General features: G+C 42.1%; 19 protein-coding genes. 15 read left to right on the top strand and 4 right to left on the bottom strand.

The window, feature by feature from the left end:
* Positions 1 to 80: 80 nt before the first annotated feature.
* The gene (locus tag F2B13_RS07465; protein WP_149274462.1) at positions 81 to 866 is read right to left on the bottom strand and encodes an SDR family NAD(P)-dependent oxidoreductase; all 786 of its coding nucleotides are present in this window, start codon (positions 864 to 866) and stop codon (positions 81 to 83) included.
* A gap of 127 nt (positions 867 to 993) precedes the next feature.
* Here F2B13_RS07465 and mfd point away from each other — a divergent pair, with 127 nt between their 5' ends.
* The 3 genes from mfd to F2B13_RS07450 all read left to right on the top strand — a co-directional run bounded on the left by mfd (position 994) and on the right by F2B13_RS07450 (position 5,218).
* On the top strand, positions 994 to 4,362 hold the full coding sequence (gene mfd / locus F2B13_RS07460) for a transcription-repair coupling factor (RefSeq protein ID WP_149274461.1): 3,369 nt from the start codon (positions 994 to 996) through the stop codon (positions 4,360 to 4,362).
* A gap of 114 nt (positions 4,363 to 4,476) precedes the next feature.
* The gene (locus tag F2B13_RS07455) at positions 4,477 to 4,812 is read left to right on the top strand and encodes a tellurite resistance TerB family protein (protein ID WP_149303912.1); all 336 of its coding nucleotides are present in this window, start codon (positions 4,477 to 4,479) and stop codon (positions 4,810 to 4,812) included.
* Between the two features lie 76 nt (positions 4,813 to 4,888).
* Positions 4,889 to 5,218: a TerB family tellurite resistance protein gene (locus F2B13_RS07450; protein WP_149274459.1), complete on the top strand. Its 330-nt coding sequence runs from the start codon at positions 4,889 to 4,891 to the stop codon at positions 5,216 to 5,218.
* Between the two features lie 29 nt (positions 5,219 to 5,247).
* Here F2B13_RS07450 and F2B13_RS07445 read toward each other — a convergent pair whose 3' ends face one another.
* A complete protein-coding gene (locus F2B13_RS07445; RefSeq protein WP_149274458.1) occupies positions 5,248 to 5,916 on the bottom strand; it encodes a DUF975 family protein in 669 nt (222 codons plus the stop codon).
* A gap of 305 nt (positions 5,917 to 6,221) precedes the next feature.
* Here F2B13_RS07445 and F2B13_RS07440 point away from each other — a divergent pair, with 305 nt between their 5' ends.
* The 10 genes from F2B13_RS07440 (at position 6,222) to F2B13_RS07395 (ending at position 17,575) form a co-directional block, all read left to right on the top strand.
* The gene (locus F2B13_RS07440; protein WP_198440095.1) at positions 6,222 to 6,983 is read left to right on the top strand and encodes a helix-turn-helix domain-containing protein; all 762 of its coding nucleotides are present in this window, start codon (positions 6,222 to 6,224) and stop codon (positions 6,981 to 6,983) included.
* Between the two features lie 124 nt (positions 6,984 to 7,107).
* A complete protein-coding gene (locus F2B13_RS07435) occupies positions 7,108 to 7,572 on the top strand; it encodes an SgcJ/EcaC family oxidoreductase (RefSeq protein WP_149274456.1) in 465 nt (154 codons plus the stop codon).
* A 139-nt stretch (positions 7,573 to 7,711) separates the two neighbouring features.
* Positions 7,712 to 9,016 (top strand): hypothetical protein, encoded by a 1,305-nt coding sequence (locus F2B13_RS07430; protein ID WP_149274455.1) that lies wholly within the window; start codon positions 7,712 to 7,714, stop codon positions 9,014 to 9,016.
* Between the two features lie 161 nt (positions 9,017 to 9,177).
* Positions 9,178 to 10,467 (top strand): acetylxylan esterase, encoded by a 1,290-nt coding sequence (locus F2B13_RS07425; RefSeq protein ID WP_149274454.1) that lies wholly within the window; start codon positions 9,178 to 9,180, stop codon positions 10,465 to 10,467.
* A gap of 14 nt (positions 10,468 to 10,481) precedes the next feature.
* Entirely contained in the window at positions 10,482 to 10,907 is a 426-nt protein-coding gene (locus tag F2B13_RS07420; RefSeq protein WP_149303908.1) for an EVE domain-containing protein, read from the top strand.
* 86 nt (positions 10,908 to 10,993) lie between these two features.
* A complete protein-coding gene (locus F2B13_RS07415) occupies positions 10,994 to 11,842 on the top strand; it encodes a DMT family transporter (RefSeq protein WP_149274452.1) in 849 nt (282 codons plus the stop codon).
* A gap of 97 nt (positions 11,843 to 11,939) precedes the next feature.
* Positions 11,940 to 12,965, top strand: coding sequence for a 3-dehydro-L-gulonate 2-dehydrogenase (gene yiaK, locus F2B13_RS07410; protein WP_149274451.1), 1,026 nt, complete (start codon positions 11,940 to 11,942; stop codon positions 12,963 to 12,965).
* A gap of 23 nt (positions 12,966 to 12,988) precedes the next feature.
* A complete protein-coding gene (locus F2B13_RS07405; protein ID WP_149274450.1) occupies positions 12,989 to 14,272 on the top strand; it encodes a serine hydrolase domain-containing protein in 1,284 nt (427 codons plus the stop codon).
* 30 nt (positions 14,273 to 14,302) lie between these two features.
* On the top strand, positions 14,303 to 16,228 hold the full coding sequence (locus F2B13_RS07400) for a CocE/NonD family hydrolase (protein WP_149274449.1): 1,926 nt from the start codon (positions 14,303 to 14,305) through the stop codon (positions 16,226 to 16,228).
* Positions 16,229 to 16,255: 27 nt separating this feature from the next.
* Positions 16,256 to 17,575 carry a TlpA family protein disulfide reductase gene (locus F2B13_RS07395; RefSeq protein WP_149274448.1) on the top strand — a complete coding sequence of 440 codons (1,320 nt, stop codon included), beginning with the start codon at positions 16,256 to 16,258 and terminating at the stop codon, positions 17,573 to 17,575.
* A 202-nt stretch (positions 17,576 to 17,777) separates the two neighbouring features.
* Here the strand turns inward: F2B13_RS07395 and F2B13_RS07390 are convergent, their stop codons facing one another.
* Both F2B13_RS07390 and F2B13_RS07385 read right to left on the bottom strand, forming a co-directional pair.
* Positions 17,778 to 18,437 (bottom strand): aspartate kinase, encoded by a 660-nt coding sequence (locus tag F2B13_RS07390; protein ID WP_149274447.1) that lies wholly within the window; start codon positions 18,435 to 18,437, stop codon positions 17,778 to 17,780.
* An 84-nt stretch (positions 18,438 to 18,521) separates the two neighbouring features.
* Positions 18,522 to 18,881, bottom strand: coding sequence for a YraN family protein (locus F2B13_RS07385; protein WP_149274446.1), 360 nt, complete (start codon positions 18,879 to 18,881; stop codon positions 18,522 to 18,524).
* Positions 18,882 to 19,073: 192 nt separating this feature from the next.
* On the opposite strand from F2B13_RS07385, the gene F2B13_RS07380 reads away from it, so the two are divergent.
* Positions 19,074 to 20,567 carry a DUF1800 domain-containing protein gene (locus tag F2B13_RS07380; RefSeq protein ID WP_149274445.1) on the top strand — a complete coding sequence of 498 codons (1,494 nt, stop codon included), beginning with the start codon at positions 19,074 to 19,076 and terminating at the stop codon, positions 20,565 to 20,567.
* Between the two features lie 10 nt (positions 20,568 to 20,577).
* Complete coding sequence (locus tag F2B13_RS07375) at positions 20,578 to 22,287, top strand: DUF1501 domain-containing protein (protein WP_149274444.1); 1,710 nt, start codon at positions 20,578 to 20,580, stop codon at positions 22,285 to 22,287.
* Positions 22,288 to 22,327 lie beyond the last annotated feature (40 nt).

Raw genomic sequence — 22,327 nt, 5'->3', positions numbered from 1 at the left:
TCTAAAATCAAAAGCCCCTATAGTAGGTATTTCTATCTCATACATTCGAAATGATGAACATCGCTCCTATGTATGCCCTCTCAAAATGCCGTTTTTACTACGCCTCCATCAACCCGCAGCGCAGCACCGTTCGTTGCAGAAGACAAGGGACTGGAGATGTAGGCAACCATATTGGCAACTTCTTGTGGATCGGCAAAACGTTGGAGTAAAGATGATGGCCGTTCTGTTTTAAAAAATTCTTTTTCTACTTCTTTCTTTGAGTTTTTTTCACCGATTTCAGCAAATTCTTTTACGCCTTCGGACAGTGTAGGACCCGGTAAAATGGCATTTACCGTAACTTGGGTTCCTTTTGTCGTTTCGGCAATACCCCTGGATATGGCCAACTGTGCCGTTTTGGTCATTCCATAGTGAACCATTTCTACAGGAATGTTTATACCACTCTCACTTGAAATAAAAATAATCCTTCCCCAATCTTGCTTCAACATATAGGGTAGAAAACTTTTTGAAAGCCGTACCCCGCTCATTACGTTAATCTCAAAAAATCGGAGCCAGTCCTCGTTGGGAATATCAAGGAAATCCTTAGGTTCAAAGATCCCCACATTATTAATAAGAATATCAACGTCTCCCGTTACCGCTATTAATTCCTCAATTTCCTTTGGCTTTGAGAAATCACAAGGTATCCCGGATATTTTGGCGTTTTCTACCGAGGTTTTAATATCACAAAGGGCGGCTTCGACAGACTCTTGCGAACGCCCGTTTATAACTACTTCCGCACCTTCCCTCACCAAGGTTTTGGCAATAGCCTTTCCAATACCCTTGGTAGACCCGGTAACGAGCACTTTCTTATTTGTTAATTTTAAATCCATATATGTATTGATTTGAAATTCGTTCTACAAGGTTGTAATTTTTTGGGTCAATTGATAGCTTAAATTAGATAAACATGAATGGTATCGGTATTGCATCTATTTTTATCTTTGCACAAAATTGTAACGGTTGACCCAAATTGCAATCCAACACCTGTTTTCCCAGTCTTCTCCAATCCAGAAACTGAGGGAAACCCTTGCCCATTCCGAAGGCTCCAACCCTGTCCATGTGCACCTTAAAGGCCTTACCGGCTCTTCACTTTCATTTATTCTAGCCCATATTTTCAAGGAAATTGAAAAACCTTTATTGCTTATTTTTAACGATAAGGAAGAAGCCGCCTACTATCTCAACGATCTCGAGCAACTCATCGGCGACAAGAATGTACTTTTTTATCCAGGGAGTTATCGTCGGCCCTATCAAATTGAGGAAACCGATAACGCCAACGTCTTGCTACGTGCTGAGGTTCTGAATCGCATTAATTCAAGAAAAAAGCCGGCTGTCATTGTAACCTACCCCGATGCCCTGTTTGAAAAAGTGGTCACCCGTAAGGAATTGGACAAAAACACACTGAGGATAAAAATTGACGATACGCTTTCGTTAGATTTTTTAAATGAGGTACTGTTCGAGTACAAGTTCAAGAGGGTCGATTTCGTAACAGAGCCTGGTGAATTCTCCGTACGTGGGGGTATTGTCGACGTATTTTCCTTCTCACATGACGAACCTTATCGTATTGAATTTTTTGGGGATGAGGTCGAAAGCATACGCACCTTTGACGTGGAGACGCAATTGTCGACCGACAAGGTGGGAAAGATTACTATAATACCTAATGTAGCCGATAAATTTATTCATGAAAAAAGACAGGGTTTTCTCGACTATATTGCTTCGGATACCATAATTTTTTCAAAGAATACGGATCTGCTTTTCGCCCGATTGGATGATTTTTTCAAAAAAGCCGAGGAAGCTTTCGATAAGCTCTCCAAGGAGCTTAAGCATGCAGAACCTGAAGAATTGTTCTTAAATTCAAAGGCCTTAAGGCAACAACTGTTCACTTTCCAATTATGCAGCCAGACGTCGTCAAGCTCAGATGCCCTATCGATTGTTTTCAACACCAAACCACAGCCCGCCTTTAACAAAAAGTTCGATTTACTTATCGCCAACCTCAATGGGCACAAGTCGAAAGGCTACACCAATTATATTTTTTGTGCTAGTGAACAGCAAGCCAAGCGATTTCAAGCTATTTTCGAAGATGCCAATGAACACGTACATTATGAAACCCTCGTGCTTCCGCTATACCAAGGTTTTATAGACGATGATCTAAAATTGGTATGTTATACCGACCATCAAATTTTTGAACGCTACCATAAATTCCATCTAAAAAATGGTTATGCCAAAAAGCAAGCGATTACCCTTAAAGAACTCAATAAACTTGAAATTGGCGATTATGTGACCCATATAGACCATGGTATCGGCAAATTCGGCGGCCTTCAAAAAATTGATGTGGAGGGTAAAAAGCAAGAAGCCATCAAGTTGATGTACGGGGAGCGTGATATTCTATACGTCAGCATTCATTCATTACATAAAATCTCTAAGTTCAACGGTAAGGATGGGGCTGTTCCCAAAATCTATAAGTTAGGCTCGGCCGCATGGAAAAAGCTGAAGCAAAAAACAAAGACACGTGTCAAGAAAATTGCCTTTGACCTTATAAAGGTGTATGCAAAACGCCGTCTTGAAAAAGGGTTTCAGTACAACCCTGATAGCTACTTGCAAAATGAATTAGAAGCATCTTTCATATACGAAGATACCCCCGATCAGAGTACCGCCACCGAAGACGTCAAACGTGATATGGAAAGTGAGCGACCGATGGATCGCCTGATTTGTGGGGATGTAGGCTTCGGAAAAACAGAAGTTGCCATCAGAGCCGCATTCAAGGCCGTCGATAATGGGAAACAAGTCGCAGTACTGGTTCCGACAACCATATTGGCCTTTCAACACCATCGCACCTTCGGGCAGCGTCTCAGCGATATGCCTGTCACGGTAGACTACCTTAATCGCTTTCGAACGACAAAAGAAAGACGCCAGACGTTAGAGAATTTGGCTTCTGGAAAGGTCGACATTATAATTGGCACCCACCAACTGGTCAATAAAAACGTTAAATTCAAAGACTTGGGCCTCCTTATTGTAGATGAAGAACAAAAATTTGGAGTAGCTGTTAAGGACAAATTGAAATCGATAAAGGAAAATGTCGATGTACTTACACTCACTGCAACACCCATACCCCGAACATTACAGTTCAGTCTAATGGCGGCACGTGACCTTTCCGTAATTAATACACCACCGCCAAACCGATACCCTATTGAAAGTCAGGTTATCCGTTTTTCCGAAGAGGTCATACGCGATGCGATTGGATATGAAATTGAAAGGGGCGGACAGATATTCTTTATTCATAACCGTGTAGAAAACATCAAGGAAGTCGCAGGAATGATCCAACGTCTTGTACCAGATGCAAAAATAGGTATAGGTCACGGTCAAATGGAGGGTAAAAAACTGGAACAGCTCATGCTTAGTTTTATGAACGGGGAGTTCGACGTACTCGTTTCGACAACTATAGTCGAAAGCGGTCTTGATGTAACGAATGCAAATACCATTTTCATCAATAATGCCAATAATTTTGGCTTGAGCGATTTGCATCAAATGCGAGGTCGCGTGGGAAGAAGCAACAAAAAGGCCTTTTGCTATTTTATAACCCCGCCCTACGATAGTATGACCACCGATGCCCGCAAACGTATTGAGGCACTTGAACAATTCACCGAATTGGGCAGTGGTTTTAATATTGCGATGAAGGACCTTGAAATCAGGGGGGCCGGTGATCTGCTTGGAGGCGAGCAGAGCGGATTTATCAACGAAATTGGTTTTGAGACCTATCAAAAAATATTGGCTGAGGCCATCGATGAGCTCAAAGAGAATGAATTCAAGGAACTCTATGAAGAAGTGGAAGGCCATCACGACAAGGTTTACGTTAAGGATGCGCAAATCGATACCGATTTTGAACTATTGTTTCCTGATGACTATATCAACAACATCACCGAGCGACTCAACCTATATACCCAACTTAATCAGGTAAAAGAAGAGGAAGCATTGCAAAGATTCGAAGCGGACCTCGTTGACCGTTTCGGGGAGTTGCCCGCTCAAGCCGAAGACCTTTTGAACTCTGTACGAATCAAATGGATTGCTACCGAAATCGGAATCGAAAAACTAGTGATGAAAAAAGGAAAGTTAATCGGTTATTTTATTGCTGACCAGCAATCGGATTTCTATCAAAGCCAAGTTTTTACCGAATTATTACAGTTTGTGCAGACTCATCCCAGGCATTGTAAAATAAAGGAAAAGCAAACCCGTAACGGTTTACGGTTGCTCTTGGTTTTCGAAAATGTAACTTCAATCAACAAAGCTCTTCGGGCATTGGCCCCCTTTGATCTGGTAGAAGCAATTAGAACTTGACCCATTCGCTTCTTTATATTGTTGACTAATTCGTTAATAATTATCGATTGCCTTATCGCATTCGATAATCGACAAAATGTATCTTCTGCCACTTTCTATCCGATTCTAATGTGTATGGAATTACCTAAAATCATGCTTACCCTCGAAGAGAAATTGGCGATCGTTCATGCCATCAACTCCGTTATCTTGATTGACGGTTATGTTCGTAAGGGCGAAGTCAATATAATGGGGCAGTTGATGAACCATCTGGATTTTGATAGCAACTTTATACTCCAGGCGCGAAACATAGAATCGGAACAGGTTATTCAGATCTTAGAGAAAATGCCCCCGGAAAAGAAAAAAGGCGTAGTGGAGATTTTAAAAATCGTTGCAATTTCCGACGGGTTCGTTCACATAAATGAAAAAGGTTTAATGCATTATATTTTCAATGGCATGGGTATCGTTCATTGAAGAAGCAAGGAGAGAACTTTACCTAAGCTATTGACTGAATACGAATGCAAAATTGATCACTATAATTTAAAATACCATGAAATTTGATCACGAAGAAAAAATGGCGGTCATCAAAATGACCTATGAAGTCATTTTAGCCGACGGAAAAATACATCCAAGCGAAATCGAAGCTTTCGAAACATTGAAGTCGAAAATCGGCTTCGATGAAAAGTTCTTTGCCGCCGCTCAAAAAATAGATACTGATGAGGCACTCGTCCCCCTCCACAAAATGTCTTTCGAAAAAAAGAAGGAGTTGGCCAAGATCTTAGAAGATATGGCGATAGCGGACCAGAACTTGCATGAGAATGAAATGGAACTTATCATTCAGACGTTCAAGAACATCGGTATCGGTGGTGAGTCTGAATAATTGGCTCAATTACTTCTCATTCGCTTGGCTCAAGCCAGCAAAGATTCCTCCTCCTTCCTGTCGATGGCATAGTACAAAGAGGCAAAGGCAGCATGAATCCACATGATGGATACTATAGCCCCTACGAAAAAACACAAGAACCCAAGAATAAAAATGGGTATGGCCAAAAGGCCCATTCCAAAAATACGCCAGCCATGTCCTTTGGTCATGGCCCAACTTTTCTCAAGGGCTGCTATGGGCTCCATGTTTTTATCCATTACCAAATAAGAAACAAAGACCAATCTGCAGGCCAAAATAATACCGGGAACAATAAGAAACAGGAACCCAATGATGATTATCGCCGTGGTTATTAAATGGGCCAAGACAATATTAATGTAGTTCTTTTTAAAACCGAGGACCAACTCCCCAAGTTCCAAAGGTTCATTGCGGATACCGCGAAGTATGAGCAAGTCGGCGCCGTACTTAAGAACTGGCAAGAAAAAAATGGCGTAAGCCATACCTAATAATTGCAACCCATAAATAATCGGATTGCTCTCTCCTTCCATATCCTTGACTTTCGAAAAGGGAATGTCCGCAATGCCCATAATTAATACGATGACCAAAAAATAAAGAAAATTTATCTTGAGTTGTTGCCATCCATATGCATAACTTGCTCTACTCGTCGCATAAGGAATTTTCTCTCCCTTGCTATTCTCCATGGGTTTAGTTTTTAATTTCGATAAATGTAGGGCGGCCTCTTTTAAAAAATGTCCAACTTTAGTAGTGTTTTGCAAGAACACGACCAAAGTAGGGGGCGGCATTGGCCCTAATTATCTATTTTTAGACCATGCTCAGCCTGACTTTTATCGTGGCCTTTATACTATGCTTGACCATAGCCGTTTTTTGCTGTTTGATCGCGCATGAACTTGTAAATACCTATCAATCTCCTTTTTTACGTTATTATTTTTATTATATATTGGCCTTTTGCATTTTTGCTATCTACTCGTTTTGGGGCCAAATTGGAATGCAGGCCCTAATATCTTCCATGGAGGCTAGGATAGAAGTGGAAGAAGCTGCTACAGGAATTATGCCCCTAATAGGATTTCCCTTTTTTATCATTGCCATGATTATGGTCATAAGAATGGCCTATGCTTTGGTAGGCCAATCCGTTAGTATAAGGATTTACTTTATACATCTCGGTGCATATCTAACCATAGCCCTAGTCGTTTTGGGCATTTATCTAGTGCAAGGTTCATGGTCTTTTGTTACTGACCACTCTGCCTCTATCGTATTAATGGTGAGCATTGAAAGTATTTATTTTATATTGTTCACTGGCATCATTGTAGGATATTTAAAAAGTAGCTCCATCCCTAGGCGAAAAATAATTATCGGCTTTACCTTGTTGTTTTTACTAGGTTTGTCACTAAGGATAGGCCTGACCGCCTTGAACGAAGTGGGGATATGGATAAGGCCTTTGCTTTTATTGCTTTGTTTTCTTTCTCCCTTACCCGGCCTATGGTACATAAGACAACAGTCGGACCTAATATTTCGCCCCATAGCGGGAGAAAGCCTTGACCTTAACAGAAAGAAACATCTTTTTGAAAAATATCGAATCACACGACGTGAGCAGGAAGTTATTGAACAAATCTGTTTGGGAAAGACCAACCAACAAATTGCCGATACGCTTTTTATTAGTTTACAAACCGTTAAAGACCATACACATCGTATCTATACGAAAGTAGGTATCAACAATCGTATGAAATTGGTCCGTTTAGTAAATGGTTAAACCCTGTTGCTGTACACGTTATTGCAGATTTCGATATTCTTGTTACCAGTTCTAAGCCGTAATACGCTTACAATTGGTTATATTTAAGATACTATCATATTTCAATTTGACTTAAAAGAACGGCATGACCTTTACTAAAAAGCACCTAACAGTAATCGGATTTTATCTTTTTCTAGCTTGGACGGTCTCCGCACAGCAATCTGACAATTTGGATGATACGGCCCATTACGCCTTAATCGAGCAGTATGCCAAAGCTAGGGAAACCAAAGACACGCTACTTCTCGATAAGATTCTAACGAAAGATATCGATCAATTGGTATCTACAGGTGAGTGGCGCCGAGGTTTCGATACGGCCAAAGCCGGGATGCTACGAAGCTCGTCCAACAACCCGGGCAGCCGAATATTGACCGTTGAACATGTGCGTTACCTAAATGATCGAACCGCTGTTGTGGATGCCCGTTATGAAATCAAGAATACCGATGGCAGTATACGAAAAATGTGGAGTACTTTTATAAATGTTCGAATAGATGACCGTTGGAAGATTGCCGCCATTCGAAATATGCTGCCAAGACCATCTCCTGATCAATAAAATAAATTACCTTATTTTTAGATACATCCAGTCAAATAATTGACTTTTAGTCCATAAAGGCCGACCCATGTTAGAATAGGTCTCAATAACGGTTTTTTTATGAACCTATGGATTATCAAGTCTAAAAAAAATTCAATGTATGAAAAGAAGAAACTTTATTCGTGCCAATGCATTCAGTGCCGTGGCCTTCGGTGGGTTTTCCTTGCTTCCCGATTTCCTTATTGGTGGAAGCCAAGAAAACGGTAAAAAGTCATATGCCGAATATCTTAGAAACAGTGCCGTTCCCAAAGAAGAACTCGATATTTTTCTGAACGAAAATAGCTGGGCACAATTCGACCCCGAAGTAGGATATATTATGGGAAATTACATGCCGCACGATGGAATGGACAATAGCTACACCATATCCACGGCCAGCCAGGGCGACAAAAGAACGAATAGCTTATATACCGACAGACCCTGCCGGATCAATACCTATGGCAACAGCTTTACTCAGTGCCATCAGGTAAGCGACGGGGAGACTTGGCAAGAGTATTTGGCTGCCCATTTTGGTGAGCCCGTTCAAAATTTTGGCATGGGCGGTTTCGGCGTCTATCAAGCTTATCTAAGACTCCTAAGACGTGAAAAAAAGGATAAAGATTCGAAATATGTCATCCTGTATATGTGGGGCGACGATTATATGCGCAGTGTATTCCGCTGCCGCTATGCAACCTACTACACCCAATGGAACGACTATGGCGGTTATATGTTCCATGGGAATTTTTGGTCGAATATTGAAATGGATACCACCAGCGGCCAACTTGTCGAAAAGGAAAACCGTATCCAAAACAAGGCCGACATGTATCAGATGTCGGATCCGGAATTCATGTACGAAAACCTGAAAGACGATCTTATGGTACAACTACACTTATTGAGCAGTAATATGGTCAACTCCGATGTAGATACCAAAGGCTTGAAGAAACTGGCCGGCATACTCAAAATGCCAGAAGTTGATTTTTCCAATATAGAAAGGATGAAAACTACGGCAATCGCTTTAAAAAATAAATATGGTTTTGAAGCGACGAAACACATCTTGGAAAAAACGGCCTCCTTTTGCCATGAAAACGGGAAAAAGTTGTTGCTCATACATTTTGACCCGTATAATGTATTTCGCCCTATGGTAAATGGTGAAAAGCGATACGATCAAGAGGTTATAGACTTTATTAAAGCCAAGGAATATTCCTTTTTCGATATGAACGAGGTACATTTTGAAGATTTTAAAAAGTTTAATTTGAGTTTGGATGATTATATGAAACGTTATTTTATCGGTCACTATAATCCATCCGGAAATCACTTTTTTGCCTTTGCACTCAAAGATACCTTGGTACAGTGGCTAGACCCCAAACCGATTACTTATCAGCAAACCGGTAGTCCATTGATACGTTTTAAGGATTATTTGCCCGAATAAATTATCACATGTTACATGGGGACCATTGATCGAAGAACTCACCAAACTTGTACTTTTACAGCGCATAATTGTCGCCTAAAAATGGGGCGCCAATTTAGAGATTCCCTATCTTTCCAATAAAATCAGGCATCTTAAATAAGAATTAACTATTCCAACTTAAAATGAATCCAAAGAATTACCTCTGTATTTTAGCCGTATTACTCTGCAATGCATACCTAGTCGCCCAGCCCAGTAAGAAGTTGGTCGAAGTCATTGTTAGCCCCGATCATACGGATTGGACCTACCAAGTAGGTGATCGTGCGGAATTTTCATTTAACGTATTAAGAAATAATGTTCCCTTGGATGGTGTGACCATTGATTATAAAATCGAAACTGACCCCGGGTATCGCCAAATAGAGATCTGGGATGAAGGAACCCTTACCTTAGATAACAATACCAAAATAAAGACCCCTAAATTTAACGAACCTGGTTTTTTGCGGTGTACCGCTACGGTAATGGTAGACGGCAAGGAATATAGTTCGTACGCTACTGCAGGTTTTTCCCCCGACAAAATAAAGCCGACGACTACGCTGCCCTCCGATTTTGAGTCTTTCTGGAAAAAAGGCAAGGAAGAACTGGCCAAAATACCCGTAAATCCAATACTGACTTTGATGCCCGAACGGTGCACGGCAGATGTAAATGTGTATCATGTACAATTAGATAATATCCAAGGAAAAATCTACGGTATTCTCACGACCCCAAAGAAAGAAGGAAAGTATCCCGCCATACTACACGTTCCAGGGGCAGGTATCCGCCCCTATTATGGAGAAATTGATGATGCGGCCCAAGGTTTCGTATCGTTCACTATTGGAATTCATGGTATTCCCGTCAATCTCGATAAAGCGGTCTATGATGATTTACGCGCTGGTGCCCTAAATGGTTACCAAATGTTCAATCTAGACGATAAAGATCAAATGTACTATCGAAGGGTGTATTTAGGATGCGTTCGAGCCGTCGATTTTCTTACAGGGCTGAAAGAATTCAATGGTGAAACTATAGGGGTTACCGGTGGTAGCCAAGGTGGGGCCCTTTCTATTGTAACTGCAGGTCTCGACGACCGAATCGACTATTTAGCGGCATTTTATCCTGCCCTTTCCGACTTAACGGGCTTTCTTCATGGGCGCGCCGGGGGATGGCCACAGATTTTTACGGATGAGTTTACCAATAAACCCGAGAAAATCGCGGTTTCCAAATACTATGATGTAGTCAATTTTGCACGTTTCGTTAAGGCCGAAGGATGGTATAGCTGGGGATATAACGACAATGTTTGCCCCCCTGCCTCTACTTTTGCCGCCTATAATGTCATTCCAGCTAAAAAAGAGTTGCACGTATTTCAGGAAACGCAACACTGGACCTTTCCGGAACAACGAGAAATGCGAAATACGTGGTTGTTCGAAAAGTTAAGGGAATAGCTATCGTTTACCCTATGAAATATTATATTATTGTCGCTTCAAAAGACCATGTAAAAAAGGGAGTAAAAGAAGGTTTCGCCCAATCGGACCATGGAAAAAAACATCACTTGATCAAACTCAAAAAAAACGATTGGGTTATCTATTATTCCTCAAAAGAAACATATGGCGTTACAAAGCCTTTTCAAAAGTTCACTGCCATTGGGCAGGTCAAGGACGAAGCACCGTTTCAAGTCAAGGTGAGTGATGGTTTTGAACCCTGGCGAAGAAAGATCCATTTTCATCCCGCTCAGGATGTCGATATTAGACCTTTATTGGGTGATTTTAGTTTTGTCACCAATAAGAAGCGTTGGGGGTTTCACTTCATGAAGGGGTTCCTTGAAATTCCAAAAGCAGATTTCGACCGAATTGCGGAAAAAATGCTAGTTGAAAGTAAGACGTAGCAATTAGAACCATCTTGGCACTTTGTCATCCCTAAAATAGTAATTTACCCATGTTATGTAAGGTAGATAAGACCGATTAATTTACGATGAAAAAAGCCATCTATGCTATTCTTCTATGCGCATTAATTGCTGGTAATAATGGTATTCTCATCAAATATCTTTCTAGCATGTCCACCGGCACAATCGCTTTTTTCCGAAGTATGGTGCCCGTTGTGCTTCTGTTCCCGGTATTGTTCAGCAAATCGAGGCCCTTCTTTACCGGCAACTATGGAAAAATGCTTCTCGTATCTTCTATCAATGTGGTGCGCATTTACCTGTACTTAGTGGCCTTTATTTACACGTCTATAGGAAATGCGGTAGTCTTGATTTATTCCTGGCCCATTTTTGTTTTCGGCATTGAGGTTTCATTCATGGAAAAACGCTTGAAAAAAAGTCATGCCGCCCTATTATTTATTGCGTTTTTAGGCATGATCATCACCTATTCTAACAAATCGTTCGGTTTCGGCAACGAAGACCTTATTGGAATGGTTGCGGCTCTACTCTCTGCGTTGGCCTATGCCATAACCGTCATCCTCATAAAGGGAGAATCGGGGAACTATACCCAGGAACAGCTTATCATGTATCAAAATTTGATAAGCGCACTGTTCTTCACTCCGTTCATCTTCTTTTTACCTGAAATACAGTGGAAACAGATTGGTGTTGGAATCTTTTACGGTTTCTTGATCGGAATCGTAGTGTTTAAACTCTTTTTTTATGGGTTGAAATACCTGGAAGCTTCAACCGCATCATCACTCATGTACCTTGAAGTAGTTAGTGCCATTATTTTGGCCTATTTGTTATTGCAGGAAACTGTTACTGCTAATACGATAGTCGGTGGAACTTTGATAGTGACAAGTAGCTATTTCATTACTCGAAGCAATACAAAAAAAGGGTAACTTACAGCCAAAACCACAAAAATTGATTTTTTCATTTTGCTTCGATTTTTAGAACTTGTGATTTTTTGAAAAAATTGAAACTTTTATTGATACACCAATGGCATCGGATATCCTAAAAATTTCTTCATCTACAATGCGGGAAACCCTCAAATCCCTATTTACGAAATATGGCTTCACGGATGCAAAGGCCTCCCTACTTTCTCAAACGTATACAAACTCAACAATCGACGGTGTAAATTCCCACGGAATCAATCGTGTGCCATTATTCATCGAGTATATTGAAAAGGGACAGGTCGATATAAACGCCGAGGCACAAAAAGTGCAGTCTTTGGGAAGCATCGAGCGTTGGGATGGAAAGCTAGGGCCCGGAATCATAAATGCCGTCAAATGCACCGATAGGGCGATAGAGCTTGCCAAGGAATATGGCATAGGCATGGTCTCCCTTCGTAATACCAATCATTGGATGCGCGGCGGAACCTATGGCCGGCGCGCTGCCGACGCAGGTTGCATTGCGCTTTTATTTACTAATACCCAACCCAATATGCCTCCTTGGGGAGGAAAGTACAGCAGATTGGGCAACAACCCTTTGATTGTGTCCATTCCGCGAAAAGAGGGTCATGTGGTCTTAGATATGGCCATCTCACAATTTGCTTTTGGAAAAATCAAGGATTACGGCCTTCGTGGAAAAAAACTACCCTATCCCGGCGGTTGGGACGACGCAGATGAACTATCTAACGATCCCGAAAAAATATTGGGCAATGAGAGGGGCCTGCCCATAGGGTATTGGAAAGGTTCTGCCCTTTCGATGGTACTGGATATGCTGGCGACCATTTTGTCCGCCGGAGATTCTACGGCAAAGATTGGGAAAAAAGAATTTGAAAGCGGAATTTCCCAAGTGTACATTTGCATCTATCCGAAACTCTTTCACGATACAGAAATTCAGGAAAACCTGTTACAGGAAATCATCGACTATACACATAATGTCGAACCTATGCATGAGGGGGACCGCACTTACTACCCTGGTGAAAAAACTTTGCTCACCCGTGCCAAAAACACAAAAGAGGGCATACCCGTGAGTGAAGAGGTTTGGACAAAAATTTTACAACTGGCCGCTCAAAAGTAGCTGTCGAGTCAAAAAACGAACCCATGAAAGCTAAACTTTATCTTCTTCTTATTTTAACTCTATGTACACTTCATAACTGTAAGCAAAGCGGTGACGGCAAAGCTGCTATTTCAGGGAAAGAAGCTGTAATCATTGATGAAGAGGCGAAAGCGCGTATTGACTCGACCTTGTCCGGATTTGTGGATGCCGGCGACATTGCAGGCGTTTCGGCCCTCATCTATGAAAACGGTGAGGAAGTCTACTATAATGCCTTTGGCTATGCCGATCGAGAAGCAAAGCAACCCATGGCAAGAAACACGCTAGTGCAGATTTATTCCATGACCAAACCTATTACGGGTACCGCATTGATGACCTTATATGAGGAAGGAAAATTTGAACTTGATGATCCGATTTCAAAGTATGCGCCCGAATTTAAGGATATGACCGTCTACAAGGGAGTTGACGATCAAGGAAATATTTTGACAGAACCTCTAGATAGGCCGATTACTATACGCGACATAACGAGGCATACGGCGGGTTTTCCCAACAGGGACAATATTCCAGGTCTCAGTAAAGTGCTTTCCGAGGCCAACATTTATGACCGCGAAACCACCCTTACAGACCTTGGAGAGAAACTCGGACGTATACCGTTATGGTTTCAACCCGGAACACAGTGGGAATATGGGCCTAGTGTTGATGTTCAAGCACTTTTGGTCGAACGTATCTCAGGTATGCCCTATGGGCAATACGTTCGTGAAAATGTCTTGGACAAACTTGGTATGACAGAGACTCGTTATTTCATCCCCCGGGAAGACCGGGATCGTTTTGCCGCGCTGTATCACCGCACGGGAAAGGGTACTTTGGTACGTGACTCGCTGACCTATAGCAATTATACCGAAAAATGGCCTTTAACAAGGGGTGGCTCAGGCCTCACGTCTACCCTAGATAATTACATGCGCTTTGCCCAGATGTTGGTCAATAAAGGCACCCTCGATTCGATAACCTTACTAAAATCCGAAACTATTGATCTGATGGCTACCAATCAGCTGGCCGATAGTATTACCGAACGTTCTTGGCTACCCAGCAAAGGTAATGTGGGCTTCGGAATCGACTTTGCCGTTCGTGTGGGGCCTCCGAAAAATGCCGAAGAAAACAACGGTGCCGTAGGTGAATTTTTCTGGGACGGAGCCGCGAGCACCCTGTTTTGGGTTGATCCCAAAAACCAACTTACCGCCGTGCTTTTCGTACAACTGAGACCTTACGATCAAATCAGATTGCATAAGGGCTTTCGCGACGCAGTATATGGCCGGTACGACCACGGCGATTGATTATCTTTAACCTTGATTTATACCAATAACATGTCTCGACGTTTCTTACCATTCTTCGTCTTACTATTTTTGATCACTAACTCGTGTGCACAAAATGAAGATTCCCTGTTTCTGAGGAAACACTACAACCTGAACGAATACCGGATTCCGATGCGCGACGGTACCGAGCTTTTTACCGCTGTTTATACCCCCAAGGATACCTCAAAGAAGTATCCCATACTATTGAACCGCACCTGCTACAATGCCTCGAGCTATTCAAATTTTCAATACAGCGGTTACCCTTCAAAATATTTGGTGGAAGATGGATATATTCTAGCTTTTCAAGATGTAAGGGGGCGATATATGTCAGACGGCACCTTCGACAACATGCGCCCGAATATTCCAGGAAACGATCCTAGGAACAAGACCGATATCGATGAAAGTTCAGATACCTACGACACTATTGAATGGATGCTCAAGAACATTGAGGGCAATAATGGCAAAGTCGGTATGTACGGCATCTCATACCCTGGCCATTATACCGCCGCAGGAATGATCGACGCCCACCCCGCCTTGAAAGCATCATCGCCCCAAGCCCCTATTGCGGACTTCTTTTTTGATGATTTTCACCATCAAGGAGCCTTTTTGGAAAGTTATACCGCGGCCTTCGCCGTATTTGGCTATCAAAAGGAAGAACGTACCAAAGAACCTTGGTACCGTGATAAGTTGAATCGCCTTTATGACAGCCCACCGGCAGATGCCTATGATTTCTTTTTACGTCTAGGCCCGTTAAAAAATATTACCCAAAAATACCACTATGACAATTTCTTCTGGCAACAGATAGTGGACCATCCGAACTATGACGAATTTTGGCAAAAGCGAAATATTCTTCCCCATTTGGAGCATGTTACCCCGGCCGTAATGACTGTGGGCGGTTGGTTTGATGCGGAAGACCTTTACGGGCCTTTAAATATCTACAAGACCGTCGAAGCTACCAGCCCTGAAACAACCAACACTATTGTTATGGGGCCATGGGATCACGGCGGCTGGGCGCGTGAAAAAGGGAAAACGACCCACAACCATATCTATTTCGGGGATAGTATTTCTACTTTTTTCCTTAGGGAAATCGAACGTGACTTTTTCGCCCATCATCTGAAAGACAAAAAAACAGCACCCTTGCCAGAGGCCTATATGTTCGATACAGGATCCAAAGAATGGAAAAAATTCGATGCATGGCCCCCCAAGGAAATAGAACCTGTTAGTTTGAACTTTGGTGAAAATGGCAGATTGAGTATCAATACCCCTACAGATCAAAAGGCGGTGTTTGAGTATACGAGCGATCCAAAAAAACCGGTGCCCTATACTTCTCAAATCGAAGGACTTACTTTTACACCAAGAAGGTATATGTCCGATGATCAACGTGAGGCTTCCAGACGTCCCGACGTGCTAACGTTCGAAACAGAGGTTTTGACCGAAGATAGGGTTTTGGCGGGTGAGATAATGGCGCAACTCAAGGTGTCGATGACAGGAACCGATGGTGATTTCATTGTAAAGCTCATCGATGTGTATCCCCCTGACCACCCCAATTATGAACACAATCCCCCGAACATTGTGATGGGCAGCTACCAACAATTGGTTAGGGCAGAAGTTTTTCGGGGAAGGTTTCGAAAGAGTTTTGAAAAACCGGAGCCTTTTGTTCCAGGACAAATAAGCGATGTCGATTTTCGTCTACAGGATGTGTTACATACCTTTAAGGAAGGGCACCGCATCATGATACAAATTCATAGCACATGGTTCCCCTACATAGACCGTAATCCTCAAAAATACGTTGAAAATATCTATAAAGCCCAAGAGGAAGATTTCATCAAATCGACCATCAAGGTTTATGGTTCATCAAGCGTAAAGGTCGGAGGTACCCAAAACTGTTGTCAACCTGCTCCTTTTCAAATGGAAGGTATGAAAATGCCAAAGGATTAGAGGCTAGTACACATTTAAAAAAAATCTATGAGAACTTTTATTCTAGTGATTTCCATACTTTATTTTTCACCATTAATCGCGCAGCATACTATTTCCGGCAGCTTTTCACCTGCTGAGGATTTTACTTGGTTGATCGCGTACCATCTACAACCGGGCACACAGGGCTATATCGCTGATACGGCAATAACAGATGGTGAGTTCAGCATGCAGATTCCACCCAATGCTGCGACCGGAACCTATCGACTGGTATATGGCGTACCCCAAGAAGAATATTATTTCGACGTTTTGTACAATGGCAAAGAGGATATTAAATTGGAATTTGATGCGGAGAAGGGAATCGTGTTTGAAAATTCTGATGAGAATAAGCTCTTCAATTCCTATTTCATTGAAATCAATGCCGCCAAACAGAAGTTTATCGACTATTATACCCAAAAAAGAACCGATAAAAGTGCCTATAACAAGTTGGCCGAAAATCTAGAGACGCTACAAACCAGTTATGAAGAAAGTACCACAGGAATGCTTTTACATCAGTTCGTAAAAGCAAATCGGCCCTATATTCCTTCAAATTATGAAGCGTCGGAAACCTATTGGCAACATAAGAAAGATGAATTTTTTAAACATCTCGATATCAATAATACCGAACTTCAAGCTTCGGGATTTTTGAGCGATAAACTGACGAATTATGTTTTCACCCCTGTTTCGATGGTTAAAACTTCAAAAACGGCTACTGAAAAAATCCTTATGGAAAATGTAAAAACGGTCCACGAAAAACTTCAAGGTACGAAAGCGGAATACCGCGTTCATATTTTCCAAAGTCTATGGAACATTGCCGAAGCCAATGAACTTGATGAGACGGCCGATTTTATCTACGGTTCTTATTTAAAAAACCTAGCCCAGAAAACCCAAAATGAGGAATTGATTTCTGAGATTGAAACAAAAAAACGATTACAAATCGGTGCAAAAGCACCAGAAATCACTTGGGATGATAATGGAGTCGCAAAATCTTTAAGTGATATGAAGGGAGCCGATTGTTATATCGTCATTTTTTGGAGCAGTACGTGCCCACACTGCCTCAATGAACTTCCCGCATTACATAAAGAATTGAAAAACTATCCATCCGTTAAAGTGCTTGCTGTAGGTCTAGAAGACAATGCGGCCTCTTGGGAAAAAGAACGGGCAAAGTTGAACCGCTTCGAACATGCTATTGCCTTGGGCAAATGGGATAGTGAATATGCCAATATCTATGACATTCATCGAACGCCTACCTATTTTATCCTTGATAAGGATAAACGCTTTATTGCCAAGCCCGAAAGCGACCGCGATATTATCGACTTTTTAAAAAAATAAGGTCACTTTTTCGCGTTGGCAATCAAAAATCCGGTCTAAAAGTCGCTTATGAGTGACGACGATATCACCCAACTTATTCATTCCACAAATATCAAAATCCTTAATTCCTTAACTTTAGGGTATAAAGCACATGACAGAACCTTCTTTCCAAGTCCAAGTTACGCAGAATAAGAACCGCAATTCAAGAACCAAATGTAAGCTCCTATAAAGTCTTCAAATCTTTTATGGTTTTAAAGGCTACATCAACTTGATTGTCATCGACCAGAATTGTAAATTCATTGGTGGTCGATATTACTTCGTAGAGTACGATTCCCTCCCAAGCCAAGCGCTGAAATATGAAATAATAGATTCCTGGAACTGACACATTCTCGGCAGGAAGCTTGACCGTAATCGATGAAAGATTTTCGGCTTTTTGGGTACACTTCTCTTCCTTGAACAACGTTTCAACGGTGGAATCCAAACTATTGCTCACAACAATATTAAGCTCGTTTACGCCTCTTGAAGAGGTGTAGAATACATCTTTGTTTCTGTTCACCTCATCCAGTAATTGTGCCTGATTTTCCAAAACGGACTCAGAGACTAGAAAAGTAAAATCGGTCAAGGAAGAACGCACCGTAATTTCACCAATGTTTTTCAGCACCTTTATAATTTTGTGCGTAGCCCTAAATTCGAGATCGTCAGATAGCCGTTTTAAGGCCATAACAATGGCCCCATTTCGTATTTCCTTGCCAATTTCCTCTTCGATCTCGGGCTTTACAATCCTCGACAAAGATGTCAAATTGATGATGCCCTGGGCCAGGGCACTTTGTAAAAAGGGTTTCTTTTTAATGTATTGTTCAACGACAGAGGAAATAGTTTTCATAGGTATATTGGTTCGATTGGCAACAAAAATAACATATTGTTACAAATAAAACAAATTGTGTTTTAGTTAAAATTTACCCGATGACTAAAAGTGATAAAAGGCACCTTCAAGATGCTCGATTTTAAAAATTTTACTATTCTTTAAAATGGTGATAAGGTCAAAGCGTACTTCTAAATCGAGTCCATTATCCGTCACAAAATGATCGGCGCCCATGACCAATAATTTAATTTTTTGAGGGGTTATAGTGTCGGCGATGGGCATGATTCTGTCGTTGCTGCGAGCCCGAACCTCGACAATGGCCAAAATCCCGTCCTTTTTTGCAATGATATCGATCTCCGATTTAAGATATCGATAATTGGTGCTCAAAATCGAATAGCCTTTATTCTTTAAAAAATCTACTCCGATTCTTTCACCTTCCTTTCCAAACTCATTATGTTTTCCCATCAAACCCCTTTAAACTCGACTAAAAAAGTGTATTTCATCGAAAAAAAATACTTCTTAAAGTCCTAAATTGTTGGTGTAGCGTAAATTTTATATACCACATATCGAAAATACTCCAATACCAATACTATCCAAAACTTTAGTGCGTTAAGACTTAGCCCCAAACACATGAACGGTTCTTAAAGCCTACTGAATATGGAATACTTTATTAATTGCAATACGGCCTCGCTAGCACCGTATACAACTCCCTTGGATCGTTACAGGGTCGCGCATTTGTACAGAAGAATTGGGTTCAGCACTTCTGTGCAGAATATCGATCAGGTCGTTGGCCAAAATGCCGGAACGCTCGTGGACAATTTAATGAATCAGGCCATCAACGAACCTGCAATACCTGCCCCGGCCTGGGCAAATTGGAACAATAGCAACTATCCTTCAGACGAGGATGCGAGCAGGCAGCTAAAGATTTCACAGCGCAATGAGTTTAGAATTGACTACGCTAACCAAATGCTGAACAACAACCTTCGTGACCGAATGAGCTTCTTTTGGAGTAATCACTTTGTGACGGAACTAGATGTGTATGAGTGTAACCCGTTTTTATATCATTACATCAATTGCCTTCAGCGCAATGCATTGGGTAATTTCAAGACTTTCGTTAGTGAAATCGGACTTACCGATGCTATGCTATACTATCTTGATGGAGTATTTAACAACGGTAACAATCCCAATGAGAACTATGGCCGTGAGCTCTATGAACTTTTTACTTTAGGAGAAGGTAACGGGTATACCGAACAAGACATTATAGAAACTGCACGGGCCTTGACCGGATATGTCGAAAGAGGTGAAATAGGTTGTGAACCCGTCACCTTCAGGGCAGATAGGCATGATACCGGAACCAAGACAATCTTTGGACAAACGGGGAATTGGGGATATGATGACGTTATTGACATTTTGTTCGCCCAAAGACCCAATGAAATTTCGGAATTCATTTGTAGAAAGCTCTACGAGTTTTTTGTACATCCCGACTCCAGGGACGATGCAGGCAACGCTCAGATGATTATATCAGGCATGGCGGCCACCTTTTTGGCAAACGATTTCGAAATTGCGCCCGTACTTTCACAATTGTTCAAAAGCCAGCATTTTTTCGATGATGAGGCCATAGGGGTAATTATCAAAAGTCCGTTTGATGTGTATTTCAACCTGCTTAAGGAATCCAGCTTCGCATATGATGATACTACAATATTGGCAATGGTCAATTATAGTGGTCTTCTAAGTCAAGAGTTATTCGACCCCATAGATGTTGCAGGCTGGCAGCGTAACCGTTCATGGATCAATACAAACTTTATGATCGGAAGATGGCTCACTCTCGAAGCATTGATGGAAGACTTTTTTAATGCCGATGACGAACAATTTAGGACTTTTGCACTATCCCTCACAGGAAACGAAGGCCTAACGAGCAACAATCCTGACGCCATTGCAAGACCGATCATCGACTTCATTCTACCCAAAGGTTTGTTGAACGAAGCCGAATACGATAAAGCCTTTACCATTTTTAGAAGCGATGTTCAACCCCAGTATTACGAGGGCGGCACATCGCCGACATGGACCTTGGCCACCGCCATGGAAGCCCCCACCCAAGTTTATCTATTGTTACAATATTTGGCAAGACAGCCCGAATTTCAACTAAAATAAAACTACGATCATGTGTGATATAAACCATTCTTCTCCCCATAAGGGCCTACATCATAAAGGTCATGACATGGAACATAAGACGTGGAGCCGTCGCTCTTTTCTACAGGCCCTTGGTATTGCAGGATCGGGTTCGATGATGCTGGGCAGTAATTTTTTAACGGCCTCTTCCCCATCGCCCCTTACCTCGGCAATAGCAGCAGCAGAAACGGATAAAATACTAATTTTAATACGATTGAATGGGGGTAATGACGGGTTGAGTACCGTCATTCCGATCGAACAATACGATGATTATGCGAATGCGCGCCCCAACATCTATATTCCGGAAAGCAAAGTACTAAAATTGACCGATGAATTCGGAGTTCCTTCCTATATGAAGGCCCTACAACCAATGTGGGATGAAGGCCAGTTCAAGGCAGTTCACGGTGTAGGTTACGAAGGTCAGAGCCTTTCGCATTTTACCGGCTCCGATATTTTTGCCAATACCGACTTGACCTCGACGGGTTTTAGCGGTTTGAACACGGGTTGGATGGGACGTTACTTCGAAGACCTCTATCCAAATTACCTCATGTCTCCACCCCCCTCGCCCGCGGCCATACAAATCGGTCAGTTCGGAAGTTTGGTTTTTCAGGGCGAAGAGACCAACTATGCCTTTGTGACCTCGAATATCGATCAACTCGAAGAAATAGCGGAATCAGGAGTTCGTTACGGACTTGATGATGCCTTGTTCAATGACTGTATGTATGGCGACCAGTTACAGTTTTTGCGCGGAGTGGCTAATACAACCTATGAATATTCCGGAACGATTCATGACGCTTGGGAACGAGGTCAAAATCAAGTAGAATATCAAGATAACGGTTTTGCGCGACAGCTTGCCCTACTAGCGCGTTTAATCAAAGGAAATTTAGGGACCAAAGTCTACATGATATCCATGGGCGGTTTCGACACACACGGTAATCAACCCTTGGCACACGAGCGCCTTATGAGCAATCTATCTATAGCGATAGACAATTTTTACGACGACCTGGCCTTCACCCAGCAAGACGATAAGGTTTTGAGCATGACTTTTTCCGAGTTCGGTAGACGAATTTTCGAAAACGGTTCGAACGGTACCGACCATGGTAAGGCGGCCCCTACCCTATTCTTTGGAAAAGGTCTAAACGGTAGCGCTTTTGTCGGTGATCATCCAACGCTTACAAATCCTGATGGCAGGGGGAACCTAGAATATACGATGGATTTCAGGGACCTCTATGCCACCGTGTTGGCTGAATGGCTCTGTGTACCTATTCCGCTAGTGGAGCAGCACTTATTGGATCATCCCTACGCCCCGGTAAATTTAGGTTTCAATTGTAGCGGCACCAATTTCCCTGACATTGCATATAGCAACGGGGATCCAACCTTACCGACCGCTCCGGATTCACCGGATTCTGAACCTGTCGTACCTAATGAAGATGAGCTTAATGCCATTGTGCATAGACCTTTTTATCCTTCCGAAAATAATCCGCATATTTATTTGGAAATGCCGGTTACGGCCCATGTTGACATTCAATTGTTTAATATACTGGGGCAAAAGGTCGGTACCCTGCAAAATGCCATCATGTCCGAGGGTACCAATGAAATCAACATTCGCGAAAGTATTCCTGGACATCTAGCAGCCGGAAAATATATCTATCGTATTCAGGTGCAAAGTCACCAAATGAGTAAATCCGTAATGGTCACTTAACCTACTTATGCACAAATTACGGTGAAAGCCTTTGCAGCCA

Origin of the sequence: Pareuzebyella sediminis (assembly GCF_008367235.1) — a bacterium.
GTDB lineage: Bacteria > Bacteroidota > Bacteroidia > Flavobacteriales > Flavobacteriaceae > Pareuzebyella > Pareuzebyella sediminis.
The sequence above is the reverse complement of the archived record's forward strand: the minus strand, read 5'-3'. Positions and strand labels throughout refer to the sequence as shown.